Source organism: Desulfovibrio sp. Huiquan2017 (genome assembly GCF_017351175.1).
In the GTDB taxonomy this organism is placed as follows: Bacteria; Desulfobacterota; Desulfovibrionia; order Desulfovibrionales; family Desulfovibrionaceae; genus Pseudodesulfovibrio.
Genome location: NZ_JAFMPN010000001.1, coordinates 204,041 through 218,726 on the forward strand (window position 1 = coordinate 204,041; position 14,686 = coordinate 218,726).

The following is a 14,686-nucleotide window of genomic DNA, read 5'->3' on the forward strand; positions in this document are numbered from 1 at the left end:
AAATTCTCCGTTAATTGAGGCTCAGAAACAAAAAGCGAACCAGGGTAATCAGACCGATGCCGATAAACATGAGCGTCAGCAGGTTTTCGCCGCGCTTGAACTTGCCCCGCTCCCGGTCCGTGATAAAGCCCCACTTGACCCCGATGCGGTAGAAGCCGATGCCGACATGCAATTCGGCAAGGGGCAGCAGGCACAGGTAGAACACGGCCCAGAACCCGCTTTGCACGCGAGCGGCGGATTTGACCGCCGTGATGGGGAGATCGGTCAGAACCACCCACATATGGATGGACCCCATGACCAGGATAAGCATGGCGGAGACGATTTGGACCACCCAAAGCCAGGTGTCCCCGTGGTGCATCATCCGGGCGTGTTGCCAAATGGTCTTCTGACCCTCGGCGCGGAAGGGAATCTTCCGGGCGGCCAGGGCGAAATGAAGCAGGAAGGCGAGAAAGATGAGCGGTCCGCCCACCTGGGCCATATACGTCGCCTCGAAAAATTCGGCGAGGGCGTTCATCAGCCTCGGGCTGATGACGACGCTGGAAACCAGCAACATGTGACACCACATGAACAAGATCAGGCTGGCGCCGGACAGCATTTGCAGCCAATCCAGCACGCCGTCCCACTTGCCGGATTTGCCAGCCGGTGCGTAACTAATGGACATTCATTCCTCCGTTTGGTTAAACACAGAAGCGCCCTAGACAATTGCCTGAATACGTAGGCCGGGGAAAAGAAATTTGTCAATATCTCCAAGGCCATCTCACTGGCTCTCCGCCTTGCGGACAGGGGGTGCGGACAAGAAAAAAGGCATTGATTGCACGGTCAAACGGCGGATTCCCGCCTATCCGCCCGTTAACAAAAAATTGGTAGTCCCGTTCCTCCCCTTTTCCGGTTTCCATTTCCGGTCGCCTCGGGTAGGGTGCACTCCTGCCTCGGCTGTGGACCTCTCCGCCCGCTTGCCATCCCGGTTTGAAGACTTACCCTATGGGACGTACAGACAACCGATTCGATGCGCGTGGCAGAGCGCATGACCAAATTTATGGAGCCATACCCATGTTCCGAAAACCGATATTGCTGGCAGGGCTTGTACTGATCCTTGCCGCCTGTCAAACCGTAAATATGAACAAACGAACCGAAACCGTCCCGACACCGGCCCCGACAACCGCCAAGGCGACCTCCCTTCCCGCCCTGGACGGTTCCGACCAGGCGGCCACGCACATCGTCAAGCTCAAAAACGGCCTGACCGTGCTCATCAAGGAAGACGACCGGTTCCCGCTGGTCAACGTCCGACTCTACGTCCACGCGGGCAGCGCCTACGAGACGCCCGACATCGCGGGCATCAGCCACCTGCTTGAACACATGGTCTTCAAGGGCACGGACAAACGCGGCCCGGGCGAGACGGCCAGGCAGATCGAGTCCGTGGGCGGCAGCCTCAACGCGGCCACCAGCTTCGACTACACGGTCTATTACGTGGAAGTGCCGGAGACCCAATGGAAACTCGGTATGGACGTGGTCACGGACATGGCCTTCCACCAGACCATCGCTCCCAAGGAGCTGGAAAGCGAAAAGAAGGTCGTGCTCGAAGAGCTTGAACGCGGCGAGGACACGCCCACCAGCAAGCTGTTCAAGACCCTCCAGTCCATGGTCTGGAAGGGCACCAGCTACGAATGGCCGATCATCGGCTTCCGCGAGACCGTATCGGGCATCACCAGGCCGCAGATCAAAAATTACATCGCCACCCACTATCAGCCGCAATCCATGCTGCTGGCCGTGGTCGGCAAGGTCGATCCCGACCAAATCCTGGCCGAGGCCAACCAATTGGTCGGATCCCTCAAGAACACCCGATCCTTCACCCCGCCCGCGCCCCTGCCCGTGCCCGAAGCGGGCGACGGCCCCCGCGTGGTCAAACTGACCGGCAAGTGGAACAAGGTCTACATGGGTGCGGCCTTCCCCATCCCCTATGGAACCTCGGCCGAAATCCCGGGCCTGGAGATGCTCTGCCAACTGCTCGGCGGCGACGATACTTCGCGCCTCTACCGGACCTTCAAATACGACAAGCAGCTCGTTGACGATATCTCGATCTCGCCGCTTTCCCTTGAGCGCGGCGGCATGCTCTACGTCCACGCCGTGCTCGACGCGGACAAGGTGAACGAATTCTGGACCGAGTTGAACAAGGAAATGGCTGGATTCGACCCGGCGAACTTCACCGACCGTGAGATCGAGCGTGCCCGCCTGAACCTAGAAAACTCCCTGTTCCTGGCCAAGGAAACCCTCTCCGGCCTGGCCGGGAAACTCGGCTATTTCCAATTCTTCGACAACGGCGAGCAGGCCGAGAAGAACTACCTCTTCGCCCTGAGCCAGGTGAACCGAGCCGAACTCAAGCGACTGTTCGATGAATATATCCGGCCCGACCGCCTGGCCTTGGCCGTGCTCACGCCCGAAAACGAACCGATCTCCGCCGACGCGCTGACCGAAATCACCAAGGCCAACTGGCCTTCCAAGAAGGCCACCGAGGCCAAACAGGCCGCCACGCAGGCCACGGGGCCGGCCGAAATCGCCCTGCCCGGGGGCTCCAAGCTGATCCTGTTGCCCGACGACACCCTGCCGTACACGGCTATGTCCATGTACTGGACCGGCGGCGACGGCGAACTCGATGCGTCCAGGCAGGGCCTGGCTTCCCTGACGGCCGCGGCCCTGACGCGTGGCACCTTGAAAATGTCCGCCACCGAGCTCCAAGACTTCCTGTCCGACCACGCGGCCAGCCTCGGCTCCACCGCCGGGCGCAACGTCTTTGCCCTGGAGGCCAAGTTCCCCACCCGGTTCACGGATCAGGTCCTGCCGGTTATCGGCGACACCCTGACCGCGCCGGCCTTCAACCAGACCGAGGTGGAACGGGCCAAACAGGACCAGATCGCGGCCATCAAGCAGGGCGAGGACCGGCCGCTCGGCCTGGCCTTCCGCCACCTCTTCCCGTTCCTGTACAAGACCGGCCCCTACGCTCTGCTCCATCAGGGCACCCCCGAAGGCGTGGAACGGTTCACTACCTCGGACATCATCCGCTTCTGGAGCCGCCAATCCATGCACCCGTTCACCCTGGCCGTGTGCGGACAGTTTGATCAGGCGGCCATGGAGAAGTTTGCCGCCGGCATCGCCAAAACCCTGACCGCGCCCACCGGACAATACGCCTTCACCACCCCCGAATGGGGCACCGAGAAGGAGGATTCCCTGCACCTGCCCGATCGCAACCAGGCGCACGTCCTGATGATCTTCCCCACCCCGGGCAAGACCGACCAAGAGGCTTCGGCCAAGCTCGAACTGCTGCGCGCCGCCCTGGCCGGCCAGTCCGGACTGCTCTTCCGCGACCTGCGCGACAAACAGGGATTGGCCTACACGGTCACTGCCATGCTCTGGCAGAGCCGCAACACCGGGTTTATGGCCCTGTACATCGGCACCGGGCCGGACAAGGTGGATCAGTCCATCGCGGGATTCAAGAAAGTCCTGGCCGACCTGGCCGCCAAGCCGCTGCCCCAGGACGAAATCGACCGCGCCCAAAACATCCTGACCGGCGATTACTACCAGGACCACCAATCCCTGCTCTCCCGCAGCCGTGAGGCCGCCAGCCTCCAGGTGCGCGGCTTCGACCTCGACTACGAGCAACAGCTCATCAAGCGGGCCCAAACCATCACCCCCGCCGAAATCCAGGATATGGTCGCCCAGTACCTGACCCCGGACAAGGCCTACCTCATGACCGTCACCCCGTAGGGTACGCCATACTTGAAACAACAGAGGCCGGTGAAAACCGGCCTCTGTTGTTGGCGCCCCCCCATCGCCCCCCTCCCCTTGCGGACGCCCCGCGCAGATCCTCGCCCACAGGGCACAAAGCGGTTGAAGAGAAAAGCCGAAAGGACGGCTTTTCCAAAGAACTTCCCTCGGTCCGCCAAGGACGCCACTCCATCTTGACAGAACTAGACGACCGGTCTATTATACTTCCATGAGCGAGGACACGAAACAGCGGATCATTGAGGCCGGGGCCGAGTTGGTGCACCGGCAAGGGTTCAACAACACGGGCCTGAAGGACATCCTGCGCGCGGCAGGCGTGCCCAAGGGGTCGTTCTATTTCTATTTCGACAGCAAGAAAGCCTTCGGCATCGAAATGGTCAACTATTTCGGTATGATGTTCCGTGGCATCATCGATGGTGCCCGCAACGATCCGAGTCTGACTCCGCTGGAACAACTGCGAAAGATTTTTGACGGATTCGCCGCCCACTTCGCTGCCCACGGATATACGCGAGGCTGTCCTGTCGGTAACCTGGCCCAGGAGATGAGCGACCTGAGTGAACCGTTCCGCATCCGGCTCATCCAAGCCTTGGACGGCATGGCTTCGGGCCTGGCGGCCATCCTGGACAAAGCCAAGGCCAGAGGGGAAATCCCAGCCGACATGGACACGCGGGAAACGGCCATTTTCATGGTCGAGGCATGGCACGGCGCGATTATCCGCATGAAGGTCACCAAAGACGGCGAACCGCTCGCCCTTTTCACCCGATTCATTTTCGACAAAATCCTGAAATAGCCGCCGCCACAACCCGGTGGCGGTTTTCGTTTACCCGACTAGTAGACGACCGGTCTACTACATCTCAAGGAGCAAGACATGTTTATGATTGAGTACGTTCGGCCCGAGCAGGCCCAAGGCGCGGTACGGGAAATCTATTCGTCGTTCCCCGCGCACATTCCCGTACCCGACCCGATCCAACTGTACAGCGCAAGCCCGCGCTACCTGGCCAGACAGACGGCCATCGCCGAAGATCTCAGGCAAAACGAGGCCTATTCACCGGAATTGCTGGCCGCTCTGCGCTACCTCGGCGCATCCACGGCCTGCTTCGGTTTCTGCACCACCTTCAACCGAGGCCTGCTCACCTCCATGGGGCTGACCGAGGCCGAACTCGACGCGCTCGCCACGACCCCGGCCCGGGCCTTCGAGGAAAAGGACGCGGCCCTTCTCAGCTTCGTGGCCAAGGCCGTGCGGGAACCGGACGGCGTAACCCGAAACGATGTGGACGCGGCGCGCTTCGCGGGCTGGACCGATGCACAGATATTCGAGGCCACGGCCTACGCGGCCCAGATGGCCACCATCGGCATCGTCTTCCGCGCCTTCGTGGAAAAGTAACCCTCCACCGGGGATCGGCCCCACGCCGGTCCCCGCCCTTGTCCCGTCCGTATTCCAAGGGCTTGCCCCCTGCCCCGTGGTGCGCTACAAATCTTGAGCAACAACTTTTAGTTACTCACTATCGAGGGGAGACGCATGGCGCTCATATTCGGTTCGCCCAGAAAGCAGACTTTGGACAGGGACGACGTCGGCACCGACCACCGCCTGACCATGGCCAAGGACATTTACATGGCCGGAAAGATGAAGATCGTCACCACCGAGGCCGTGCCGGGCCGCGACATCCAGTCCGCCTTCGGGCTCATCGTCTGCCGCAGCTACGTCTTCGACAACGCCTTTTACGGACTCATGGCCCAGGCCGTGGACGTCAACGCCGACGCCATCGTCGGTTACCGCGAGACCGTGGCCTTCCACCCCGAGGGCGACAAGTACTATTCCTGCTATGGCACGGCCGTGCGTTTGAAAAAACTCAAGTAGTCCATGAACAACACGTCCGCGCCATCCCGCTGGTTTCCCCACACCTTGGCCGCGACCTTCCTGATCTTCTGGACGATCATGGCCGCAAACCCGGTCATGCGCGACGTGTGGTGGGCCGAAAACATCCCGGTCATGGCGGTCTTCCTGCTCCTGGCCGGTACCTACCGCCTCTTCCGCTTCTCCAATCCGGCCTACGCGCTCATGGCCTGCTGGCTGTTCCTGCACACCATCGGCGGCCACTACACCTTCGCCAACGTGCCGTTCGGTTTCGTCACCGACCTGTTCGGCTTTTCGCGCAACCACTTCGACCGGCTCGGGCATTACACCATCGGCTTCTATGCCTTTCCCATCGCCGAACTGCTGACCCGCAAGGACCTGGCCAAGCCTATAATAGTCCACCTGTTCGGCCTGTTTGCCATCATGGCCCTGGCCGCGGGCTACGAGATCGTCGAATGGTGGTACGCCGTGCTCGCGGGCGGCGAGGCTGGCATCGAATTTCTCGGTTCCCAAGGGGACGTCTGGGACGCCCAGACAGACATGCTCTGCGACACCCTTGGCGCGATCACCGCATTGGTGCTGTTCGCCTTCTCGGGGATTAAAGCAGAGGGAGAAAGACCGCTTCGCGCCCATAACGGATGATTTAGCCTTTCCCCCCGGCTGTCCCCACGGAATCGTCGGTGGGTCCGAGTTCACCCCCGGCATCCCGTTCAGGCCTGCGGCGCGGTAGTGAAATTCCAAAGGGCCGATGCACAGAGTGCATCGGCCCTTTGGAATATCGCGATGCCGTTACGGCCGCTAGTCGCGCACGCCCAGCCGCCGGTCGAGAAGGAGTAAATCCGCGATGGTCAGGGCCATCATGGCCTTGAGCACCGGATTGATGCGCGGGATGGCGCTGATATCATGGCGGCCGCCAACCATGATGAAGGTGGGTTCGCCCGTGGTGGTGATGGTCTGTTGTTCCTGAAGGATGGAGGCTATGGGCTTGATGTAGGCCCGGGCGACTACGTCCTGGCCGGAGGAAATGCCGCCGAGGATGCCGCCCGCGTTGTTGGACAAAAAGCCGTCCGGGCCGATGGGATCGTTGTTCTCGCTGCCCAGCGAGCGCGCGGCTGCCATGCCGGAGCCGATCTCCACGCCCTTGACCGCGCCCACGGACATGAACGCCGCCGCGATGCGCGCATCGAACTTGCCGAAGACCGGCTCGCCAAGCCCGGCAGGCAGTCCCGTGGCCCGAACTTCGACCACGCCGCCCAGAGTGTCCTCGTCGTCGCGGACCTTGACGACCCGTTCGTTCCAGGCCTCGACGATATCCGGATCCGGGCTGAAATAGGGGCGGTCGCAAGCCCCCTCGATATCCCTGACCTCGGCGGGAATGGAACCGAACTCCACAGTATAGGCGTAAATCGAGATGCCCTCCAGGCGCAGCAGTTCCTGGGCGATGGCCCCTCCCGCCACGCGGGACACGGTTTCTCGGCCCGAGGAACGCCCACCGCCCCGGTAGTCGCGGAACCCGTACTTGGCGTTGTAGGTAAAATCGGCATGCCCCGGCCGGAACACGTCCTTGATCTTGGAATAGTCATGGGAGCGCTGGTTGGTGTTCTCCACGAAGAAACCGATGGGCGTGCCGGTGGTCCTGCCCTCGAACACGCCGGACAGGATCTTGACCCGGTCCGGTTCGTTGCGGGTCGTGGAGGCCAGCCCGCCCTGGCCGGGCCTGCGCCGGTCCAGTTCAAGCTGGATGATGGATTCGTCCAGGGGAATGCCCGCAGGACAACCGTCCACCACGCCGCCCAGGCCCGCGCCATGGGATTCACCGAAAGTGGTCAGCCGGAAAACCCGTCCGAAGGTATTGCCGCTCATAGTCGCTCCCTAAAATTTTTCAACCCGCATGATGTCCTCGGTACGCCCGAGAAGAACCAGGACGTCTCCATTTTTCAGCGCCCTGTCCGCCTGGGGCACGAAATGGAACTCCGAATCCCCGGCCAGCCGGAAGGCGATGACCTGCACTTGGTACTTGTTGGTCAAGTCCAGATCGCGCAGGGTCTTGCCGATCCAGCTGTCCACGATGATTTCCCGTACGGCCACATCCTTGCCCAGGCCGAAGTACTCCTGTAACCCGGGGGCGGTCAGCCGGTTGGCCATCTGGGCGGCCACGAACGCCTCGGGGAAGACCACGAAAGGGACCCCGAGCTTGTAGAGCACCCGCTCATGGGCCTCGCTGATGGCCTTGACCCAGATGTTCTTGACCCCGGCCGCCTGAAGATTCAGGACCACCAGAATGCTCGCCTCCATGGAGTCGCCGGTGGAGACGATGACTCGATCCAGCTCCTTGATGCCGATCTGGCTGAGCATCTTTTCATCCGTGGCATCCGCCTCGTAGGCCTGGGCGATGATGTCCTGAGCCCGGCGCACGTACTCGGGGTTGATGTCTACCCCGACCACGGAATGGCCCAGCTCGGTCAGGGCCTTGGCCAGGGCGTAGCCGAACTTGCCCAGGCCGATGACGGCGATTTCCTTTTTTGCAGCCATAACGTTTCTCCTTATCGATCTAGCCGAAGGGCAGCGTGGCGGTCGGGACCTTGAAACGCCGCTCGGTCTGCCAGCTTTGCAAGGCCGAGAGCATCCAGATGGGTCCAAGTCTTCCCACGAACATGAGCACGATGAGCGTGACCCGCTCGAAGTTGTCCAAAAGCGGGGTCATGCCCGTGGACAGCCCCACGGTGGCGAAGGCGGAAATGGATTCGAACATGTCGGCGATGAACTCGCCGCGCGCCATGAGATAGGAGCTGTCCCCGCTCTCCAGCGAAGTCAGGATCATGGTCCCCACGCCGACCAGAAGCAGGCTCATGGTCACCAGGGAAACGACCTTGTTCATGGCCTTCTGGTCCAGGGCGAACCGGCCGATGCGGACCTGCTCCCAGCCCCGAAACTCGGCCCAGACAAAGCCCACCAGAGCCCGGAAGGTGGTGGTTTTGATGCCGCCCGCGCAGGAACCCGGCGACCCGCCGATAAACATGAGGACCATCATGAAGGCCAGGGAGACATTGGTCATGCCGCCGATGTCCACCGTGTTGAACCCGGCGGTGCGGCAGGTCACGGACTGGAACAGGGCGTTCCAGAAGTGTTCGAGAAAATTGTCCGGCGCGTTGCCCGCAGCGCCTTCGGCGACGAAGATGACCACAGTTCCGGCCACCACCAGGGTCAGGGTGGTCTTGAGCACGATGGACGTATGCCAACTCATCCTCGGCCGTCCGCTCCGGCGTCCGCCACGCTTGAACAGCGCATTCCAGATCAGAATGCCGCATTCGTTGAGCACGTAGAAGCCCAGTCCACCGGCGGTGATAAGCACGATGAAGACCATGTTGACCCCGCCATCCCCGGCCCAGCGGGTCAGGGAGTCGGGGTACAGGGAAAATCCGGCGTTGCAGAAGGCCGACACCGAGTGGAAGACCGCCGAGTAGGGGCTGAATCCCACGGGGTCCATGAACCACAGGCAAATTGCCCCCAGCGCTTCGAAGGAAAAGGCCCAGACCACCACGCGCATGAGGAACCTGGGCAAGCTGAAGGACGGATCGTGCAGCAGGGATTGGCCCACTGCCAGCCGGTCGGTCAGGGAGACGTGATGCCCGAGCAGGTGGATGACCAGGGTGGTGAAGGTCATGATCCCCAGGCCGCCGAGCTGGATGAGGACCAGAATGACGTCCAGGCCCAGCGTGGAAAAGTAGGAACCGGTGTCCACCACGGCCAGCCCGGTGACACACATGGCCGAGGTGGCCGTAAACAGGGCGTCCACAAAGGACAGCGGGCCGCCGGGGTGGCTCACATCCAGGTGCAGGATAAGTGCGCCGACGAGGATGGCTCCGGCAAAGAACCAGACCGGCATCCAGTACGGCGAAAAGACTTTAGTGCGCATGGTTCTCCACGCTTATATGCTTGACGGCACAACCTGTCAAAAACGCTCAGGAAAGGTTTTCCACGGCCCGCCGGGCAGCCTCGACGGTCCCGGCCAGGTCCTTGCCCTCAATGACATGGTGGGCGCACTCCTCGTACAGTAGGGCGCGGGCCGCCAGGACCTCGCGGATCTCGGCGGCCACGGATTTGCCGGTCAGGGAGGGGCGCTGCGCCTCCAGCGGATCGGCCAAAAGCCGTCGGGCCAATTCATCGGGGTCGGCCTTGAGATAAAGAACCACGCCCTCGGCCAACACGGCCCGGTTCTCGCTGCGCAGGACCATGCCCCCGCCGCAACCGATGACCCGGCCGCCGGACGCCGCCTCGCGCACGAGGGTCGCGGCCTCCTCGTCGCGGAAGGCCTCCCAGCCATGCGCTTCGACGAAAGCGGCGATGTCCATGCCCACGGCCTCGGCAAAGGCCTGGTCCGTATCCACGAACTCCATGCCCAGCCGCTCGGCCAGAGCCCGGCCCACGCTGGTCTTGCCGCAGGCTCGCGGCCCAATGAGAAAAATGTTCCTCTCCTTGTGCATGTCAGGCACCCTAAGGGAAAACCGGCCCGCCTTCAACGGTTTGCAAAGCGTTGCGCCTTTGCATTCCCGCCCATTGTTGATATCTTTCGCCAAAGCCTTTCGGGGACGGCCACCCGCCCTTCGTTTTCGCAAAGGAGAAAGACATGAAAACCGCCATCTTCGGTTTCTCCGGCTCAGGCAAGACCGATCTGTTCGCCGCCCTGGCTGGCCCTGCGGCCGCCGCCGCGGGCAATCGGGCCATGGTCAAGGTCCCGGATGCCCGGCTCGACCCGCTGATCAAACTCTTCCACCCGAAAAAGGTCACCCACAGCGAGATCGAATATCTGGACATCCCGGGCGGGGGCGGCAAAGGCGCGGGGCTGGGCGAGCGTGTGCTCAACGAGGTGCGCCCCTATGACTGCTTCATCGGCGTGCTCGACGGATTCTCGGGCATGAACGACCCCGAACGGCAATGGCAGGCCATGGAGGCGGACATGATGGTCTCGGACATGGCGGTCATCGAGAAGCGGCTGGAAAAGCTGGCGGCCGACGGGAAGAAGAACAAGGCCCTGGTGGACCCCAAGGAGGAAGCGGGCCTCAAGCGGGCGCTCGCCTTGCTCGAAGAGGAACGCCCCCTGCGCACCGACGGGGAGCTGTGCGCCCTGCCCGAACTCAAGGGCTTCAAATTCCTGTCCGCCCGGCCCATTCTCTATGCCTGGAACTGCCCCGAGGGCGAGGAGGAGGCCCGGGAGCTGCCGGACGACACCCCGGGCATGGCCCACATCGCCGTGGCCGCCAAGCTCGAACGCGAGCTGGCAGAGATCGACGACCCGGCGGAAAAGGCCGAGTTCCTGAACGACCTGGGCATCACCGAATCAGCCCTGGACAAGGTCATTGGCAAGACCTACCGGCTCCTCGGCCTGATCTCCTTCCTCACGGCCGGCGAGGACGAATGCCGTACCTGGCCGTTGCGCGCAGGCTCAACCGCGCCCCAGGCGGCGGGCGTGATCCACACCGACTTCGAGAAGGGCTTCATCCGCGCCGAGGTCATCGGCTTCGACGACTTCCTGGCCTACGGCGATTTCAAGAAGGTCAAGGAAGCGGGCAAGGCGCGCCTTGAAGGCAAAGAGTACATCGTCCGAGACGGCGACATCATCGAATTCCGTTTCAACGTGTGACGGCTAGCACTTTCGGGCGCAGGCGATGAGGCGGGCCTCCCGGCCCGGTATGCTCCGGAAGTCCGGCGGCTCGAAACCGGCCTCGTCCAGAGCTGCGGCGAGCTCTTCGCGGCCGATAAAATGAGAAGCATATCCGGCCAGCCGGGTGACCAGCTCCAGGCAAGCCTCGGGCAACGTCTTGTCCGGGCCGTCGCTCCCGCAAGAGTGATGGGAGATGAACCAGCCACCGGGTTTCAGGCCGTCGGCGATCTTGCGCAGCGCCCCGCTCAGATCGGCCTTGAAAGCATAGAGAACGTGCGAGGCCACGGCCAGATCGTAGCGAGCTTCGGGCAGCGTCTCCTCCCGGAAATCCATGCCCACGGAGCGTACCCGGCTTCCATAGCCCAACCTCTCGCAACGCCGGGCGGAATGCTCGACCACCGACGGCAGGTCGAAAATGGTCCCGCGCAGAGCCGGATTACGATCGAGCACGGCCATGGTATACAGGCCGTGGTTGCCTCCGATGTCGCACATTTCCCGGAAGGTCTCGAACCCGGGAAGGGAAGCGGCCGCATCCGCCACGGCACGCGCTCCGCCCCTCAAGGCGTCCTGCGCGGAGCCGTTCATGGCCCGGTCCTCGGACCACCCGCGATCTGTGCCCTCCCGATTCACTTCCCCTCCCGCCAAGAGTTTCAGGAGGGATTGTTCGACAGAGGCCGAAAACCCCATGGTCAGCGCAAGAAAATCCCCCTGGTACAACGGAGACGAACTGACAAGATACTCCTCTCCCATGGGCGCATTGGCGTAGCCTTCCCCATCCCGGACCAGCAGCCCCACGGCGGCAAGGATGCCGAGAAGCGGTTCCAGCCGCTCGGGCACCAGCCCGGCCTTGTCCGCAATATCCGCCAAGGTCAGCCGCCCTCCGGAGAGGAGGTCGAAAAGCTTTAGTTCCGCCGCCGCCATGACGGCTTTGGCTGTCACGGACTCCATGATCATGTTGTTCAACTGCGTGAAATCGGTTTTCGGCTCAGGAAACAGCATGGATCCTCCATGGGTTAATACTAAATTTGTTGCTCAAAAAAAATCAGAGATATGCGTCCATCCAGCGGTTCAGCTGCGCGCCGATCTCCTCGACCCGGGCGAAATCCGCATCATCAAGGCCCGCGAGATAGTCGAGAAACACCTTATCGTGCTCCCGGTGAAACTTCAGGTGATTCTCGCTGGCGACATGGCCCGTTTCTGTGGTCCGGATGACCACCCGCGTCCGATTCAGCGGATCAGGCTCCTTGACCAAAAGCCCTTTGTCCACCAACCGGGTGACCACCTGCGAAACCGCGCCCTTGGTGACGCCGAATTCTTCGGCCAAGTCGGTCACGCCTACCCCGTCATGGCGATCCACCCGGCTGACCATGTGTATCTCCGACGGATACAAGGCAACCCCAACTCCGAAGTCGGAGGCGTGGCTGTCCACGCGGGCATACTTTGCCATGGCCGCGCCGAAGCGGTTGAGCAGCGGCAGGATTTCTTCAAAGGAACGCATGCAAATTGTTTAGCTCCTAAACAAATGACTGTCAAGCACTCGCTGGAACCGCGGGCAATCCTGACGAGTGAGTCCGGAATTCCACTTGTCAAAACAGGGAGCAGTAACTATTATCAAGATATGAGCAACACCAATACCTGTACCAAGCATCGTGAAGTGGCCATCGAGTTGGGGGACTGCCGCTCCTGCCAGGGGTGCATTGATCTCAACCCGGACGTTTTTCAATGGGACGAGGCCTTGGATATGCCCTATGTGACCCGGTCCGAGGTCACGGAGGACGAGGTACGCGACATCATGAATTCCTGCCCGGAAGGCTGCATCGTCTTCGTGGACTGACGCCTCCCCCGCAACCGTCCTTTCAACAAAAAAGCCGGGCCCAGGCCCGGCTTTTCCGCATTCGAAGTGCGCTCGACTCTCAACCTACTTCTTCGAGGGCATGGGCGGCAACGAGCATTCACAGTGGTCGCCGCAGACGAAACCGCAGTAGGTGTGAAAAACACGGGTCTGCTTTTCTCGCTGCTCGGCGGTCAACGGCCCGACTTCGATTTCGGCGACCATCGCCATGAGGCGATCATACTCGGGCACGGCGTTCATGCCGCGCGCCAGTTCATCGCCGGTGCGCACGTCGAGGAGCGTAGCGTCCATGGTGTCGGTGACCAGGGCATAGGGCACAGGACCGCCGTCGATGAGCCGGGCCGCGCACACGGTCTCGCGCTCGAAGGTGGCCACATCGCCCGCGCAAAACATGACCAGGAACACGGGGACGCCCTTTTCATCGTAGAATACGAAATCGATGATCCGTTCGTACTCCTTGCCTTCCACGCAATATTTCAGCGAAATTTTGGCCTTGAGCCGATCCTTGGGGTAGCCCTTTTCTTCCACCAGAAGACGGGCCAGGAGCTGCCGAAACTCCTCGAAAGTGGTTTCGTCGATCTCCTCGCCGGAAAGATAGTCGCGGAGCGTGCCGCCCAAACTCGATTCATGCATGGATTCCCTCCCTTCCCTATTACGATAAATCGCCTTCCGGCCCGACGCAAGCCGATGCGCCGGGCCGGGCGCTCCGCCGACCGCAGAGGCTAGAAGAAATACCGGGGCTCCAAGCGCTCGCGGCAATTCTCGGCCAGCCATTTAGCGAATCCCTCCACCGGACTGCCGGGCTTAGTGCTGCGGGCATGCTCGGGGCAGGCCTTGATGCAGGCGCAACATTTGATGCACTTCTCGGCATCGGTGCGGCCATAGTCTTCCGCACTGATGGCCTCCACAGGACAGTGCTCGGCGCAAACGCCACACCGCACGCAGTTGTCGCCAACCTGAATGAAGTCCACGGGGCCGCCCTTTTTGCGTTCCTTGTAGGGGCGATCACCCGGAATGGCCGGTTCAGGGGCCGCGTCGAGGGACGGGAGGGCGTCCAGAGTTTCGCGCACCCTGCGCCCGAAGTCTTCCGCGCCGCGCAGGTCCTCGGCGTCGGGCCGGGCCACGGCCACCGGATATTGCTCCGAGGAAAAGGAATGTTCCCCGACGAAGGCTGCCCCGCCCACCACGACTCCGCCCCGCTCGGCGACCAGATCGGCCAGCTCGATCAGGGCGTCCTCAAAGGCACGGTTGCCGAATACGGCAACGCAGACCACCGGGGTCTTGTCCAACTCCAGACCGCGCAACCACGGTTCGAGAAGCTCGGGTATGCGCCCGCCGTAGACCGGCGCAGCGACCACGAGGAGGTCTTCGCCCGAAACCTTCAACATCTGCTTACGGGCGTCCGGCATGGTGATGTCCACATCCTCGACGTTGTCGTAGCCGAACCCGCGCGCCATGGCGCGGACGACGGCGGAAGTGGTTCCGGTGGGAGAAAAATAGGCCAATTTTAGAGATCGGACGTGCATGAGAAATCTTCCTA

16 protein-coding genes are annotated in these 14,686 nt (G+C 62.1%); 7 read left to right on the forward strand and 9 right to left on the reverse strand.

Translation table 11 applies throughout. The features are described 5' to 3' along the window. Positions 1-10 precede the first annotated feature (10 nt). Positions 11-661 (reverse strand): succinate dehydrogenase/fumarate reductase transmembrane subunit, encoded by a 651-nt coding sequence (locus tag J0909_RS01060; protein WP_207259746.1) that lies wholly within the window; start codon positions 659-661, stop codon positions 11-13. 389 nt (positions 662-1,050) lie between these two features. Between J0909_RS01060 and J0909_RS01065 the strand changes: the two genes are divergently transcribed. From J0909_RS01065 to J0909_RS01085, 5 genes are all read left to right on the forward strand, one after another. Then, positions 1,051-3,759, forward strand: a complete 2,709-nt coding sequence (locus J0909_RS01065) for a M16 family metallopeptidase (RefSeq protein ID WP_207259747.1) — start codon at positions 1,051-1,053, stop codon at positions 3,757-3,759. Between the two features lie 229 nt (positions 3,760-3,988). Beyond that, complete coding sequence (locus J0909_RS01070) at positions 3,989-4,567, forward strand: TetR/AcrR family transcriptional regulator (RefSeq protein ID WP_207259748.1); 579 nt, start codon at positions 3,989-3,991, stop codon at positions 4,565-4,567. Between the two features lie 78 nt (positions 4,568-4,645). Beyond that, entirely contained in the window at positions 4,646-5,161 is a 516-nt protein-coding gene (locus tag J0909_RS01075) for a carboxymuconolactone decarboxylase family protein (RefSeq protein WP_207259749.1), read from the forward strand. A 135-nt stretch (positions 5,162-5,296) separates the two neighbouring features. Next, a complete protein-coding gene (locus J0909_RS01080; protein ID WP_207259750.1) occupies positions 5,297-5,635 on the forward strand; it encodes a hypothetical protein in 339 nt (112 codons plus the stop codon). A 3-nt stretch (positions 5,636-5,638) separates the two neighbouring features. Further along, positions 5,639-6,274 (forward strand): DUF2238 domain-containing protein, encoded by a 636-nt coding sequence (locus tag J0909_RS01085; RefSeq protein ID WP_207259751.1) that lies wholly within the window; start codon positions 5,639-5,641, stop codon positions 6,272-6,274. Between the two features lie 156 nt (positions 6,275-6,430). Here the strand turns inward: J0909_RS01085 and aroC are convergent, their stop codons facing one another. From aroC to aroL, 4 genes are read right to left on the reverse strand one after another with little or no spacing between them, the layout of a single operon-like run. Further along, positions 6,431-7,495, reverse strand: coding sequence for a chorismate synthase (gene aroC, locus J0909_RS01090; RefSeq protein WP_207259752.1), 1,065 nt, complete (start codon positions 7,493-7,495; stop codon positions 6,431-6,433). A 9-nt stretch (positions 7,496-7,504) separates the two neighbouring features. Beyond that, entirely contained in the window at positions 7,505-8,164 is a 660-nt protein-coding gene (locus J0909_RS01095; RefSeq protein ID WP_207259753.1) for a potassium channel family protein, read from the reverse strand. A 19-nt stretch (positions 8,165-8,183) separates the two neighbouring features. Next, a complete protein-coding gene (locus J0909_RS01100; RefSeq protein WP_207259754.1) occupies positions 8,184-9,548 on the reverse strand; it encodes a TrkH family potassium uptake protein in 1,365 nt (454 codons plus the stop codon). A gap of 46 nt (positions 9,549-9,594) precedes the next feature. Beyond that, on the reverse strand, positions 9,595-10,116 hold the full coding sequence (aroL, locus tag J0909_RS01105; protein WP_207259755.1) for a shikimate kinase AroL: 522 nt from the start codon (positions 10,114-10,116) through the stop codon (positions 9,595-9,597). Between the two features lie 143 nt (positions 10,117-10,259). On the opposite strand from aroL, the gene J0909_RS01110 reads away from it, so the two are divergent. Continuing rightward, positions 10,260-11,273, forward strand: a complete 1,014-nt coding sequence (locus J0909_RS01110; protein ID WP_207259756.1) for a DUF933 domain-containing protein — start codon at positions 10,260-10,262, stop codon at positions 11,271-11,273. Between the two features lie 3 nt (positions 11,274-11,276). Here J0909_RS01110 and J0909_RS01115 read toward each other — a convergent pair whose 3' ends face one another. Both J0909_RS01115 and J0909_RS01120 read right to left on the reverse strand, forming a co-directional pair. Beyond that, the gene (locus J0909_RS01115; protein ID WP_207259757.1) at positions 11,277-12,293 is read right to left on the reverse strand and encodes a methyltransferase; all 1,017 of its coding nucleotides are present in this window, start codon (positions 12,291-12,293) and stop codon (positions 11,277-11,279) included. A gap of 43 nt (positions 12,294-12,336) precedes the next feature. Then, on the reverse strand, positions 12,337-12,792 hold the full coding sequence (locus tag J0909_RS01120; protein ID WP_207259758.1) for a MarR family winged helix-turn-helix transcriptional regulator: 456 nt from the start codon (positions 12,790-12,792) through the stop codon (positions 12,337-12,339). Positions 12,793-12,912: 120 nt separating this feature from the next. Between J0909_RS01120 and J0909_RS01125 the strand changes: the two genes are divergently transcribed. Beyond that, a complete protein-coding gene (locus J0909_RS01125) occupies positions 12,913-13,128 on the forward strand; it encodes a ferredoxin (RefSeq protein WP_207259759.1) in 216 nt (71 codons plus the stop codon). An 84-nt stretch (positions 13,129-13,212) separates the two neighbouring features. On the opposite strand, the gene J0909_RS01130 is transcribed toward J0909_RS01125, so the two are convergent. Both J0909_RS01130 and J0909_RS01135 read right to left on the reverse strand, forming a co-directional pair. Next, on the reverse strand, positions 13,213-13,779 hold the full coding sequence (locus J0909_RS01130; protein WP_207259760.1) for a type I restriction enzyme HsdR N-terminal domain-containing protein: 567 nt from the start codon (positions 13,777-13,779) through the stop codon (positions 13,213-13,215). A gap of 89 nt (positions 13,780-13,868) precedes the next feature. Further along, entirely contained in the window at positions 13,869-14,672 is an 804-nt protein-coding gene (locus J0909_RS01135; protein WP_207259761.1) for a 4Fe-4S binding protein, read from the reverse strand. Between the last annotated feature and the right edge of the window lie 14 nt (positions 14,673-14,686).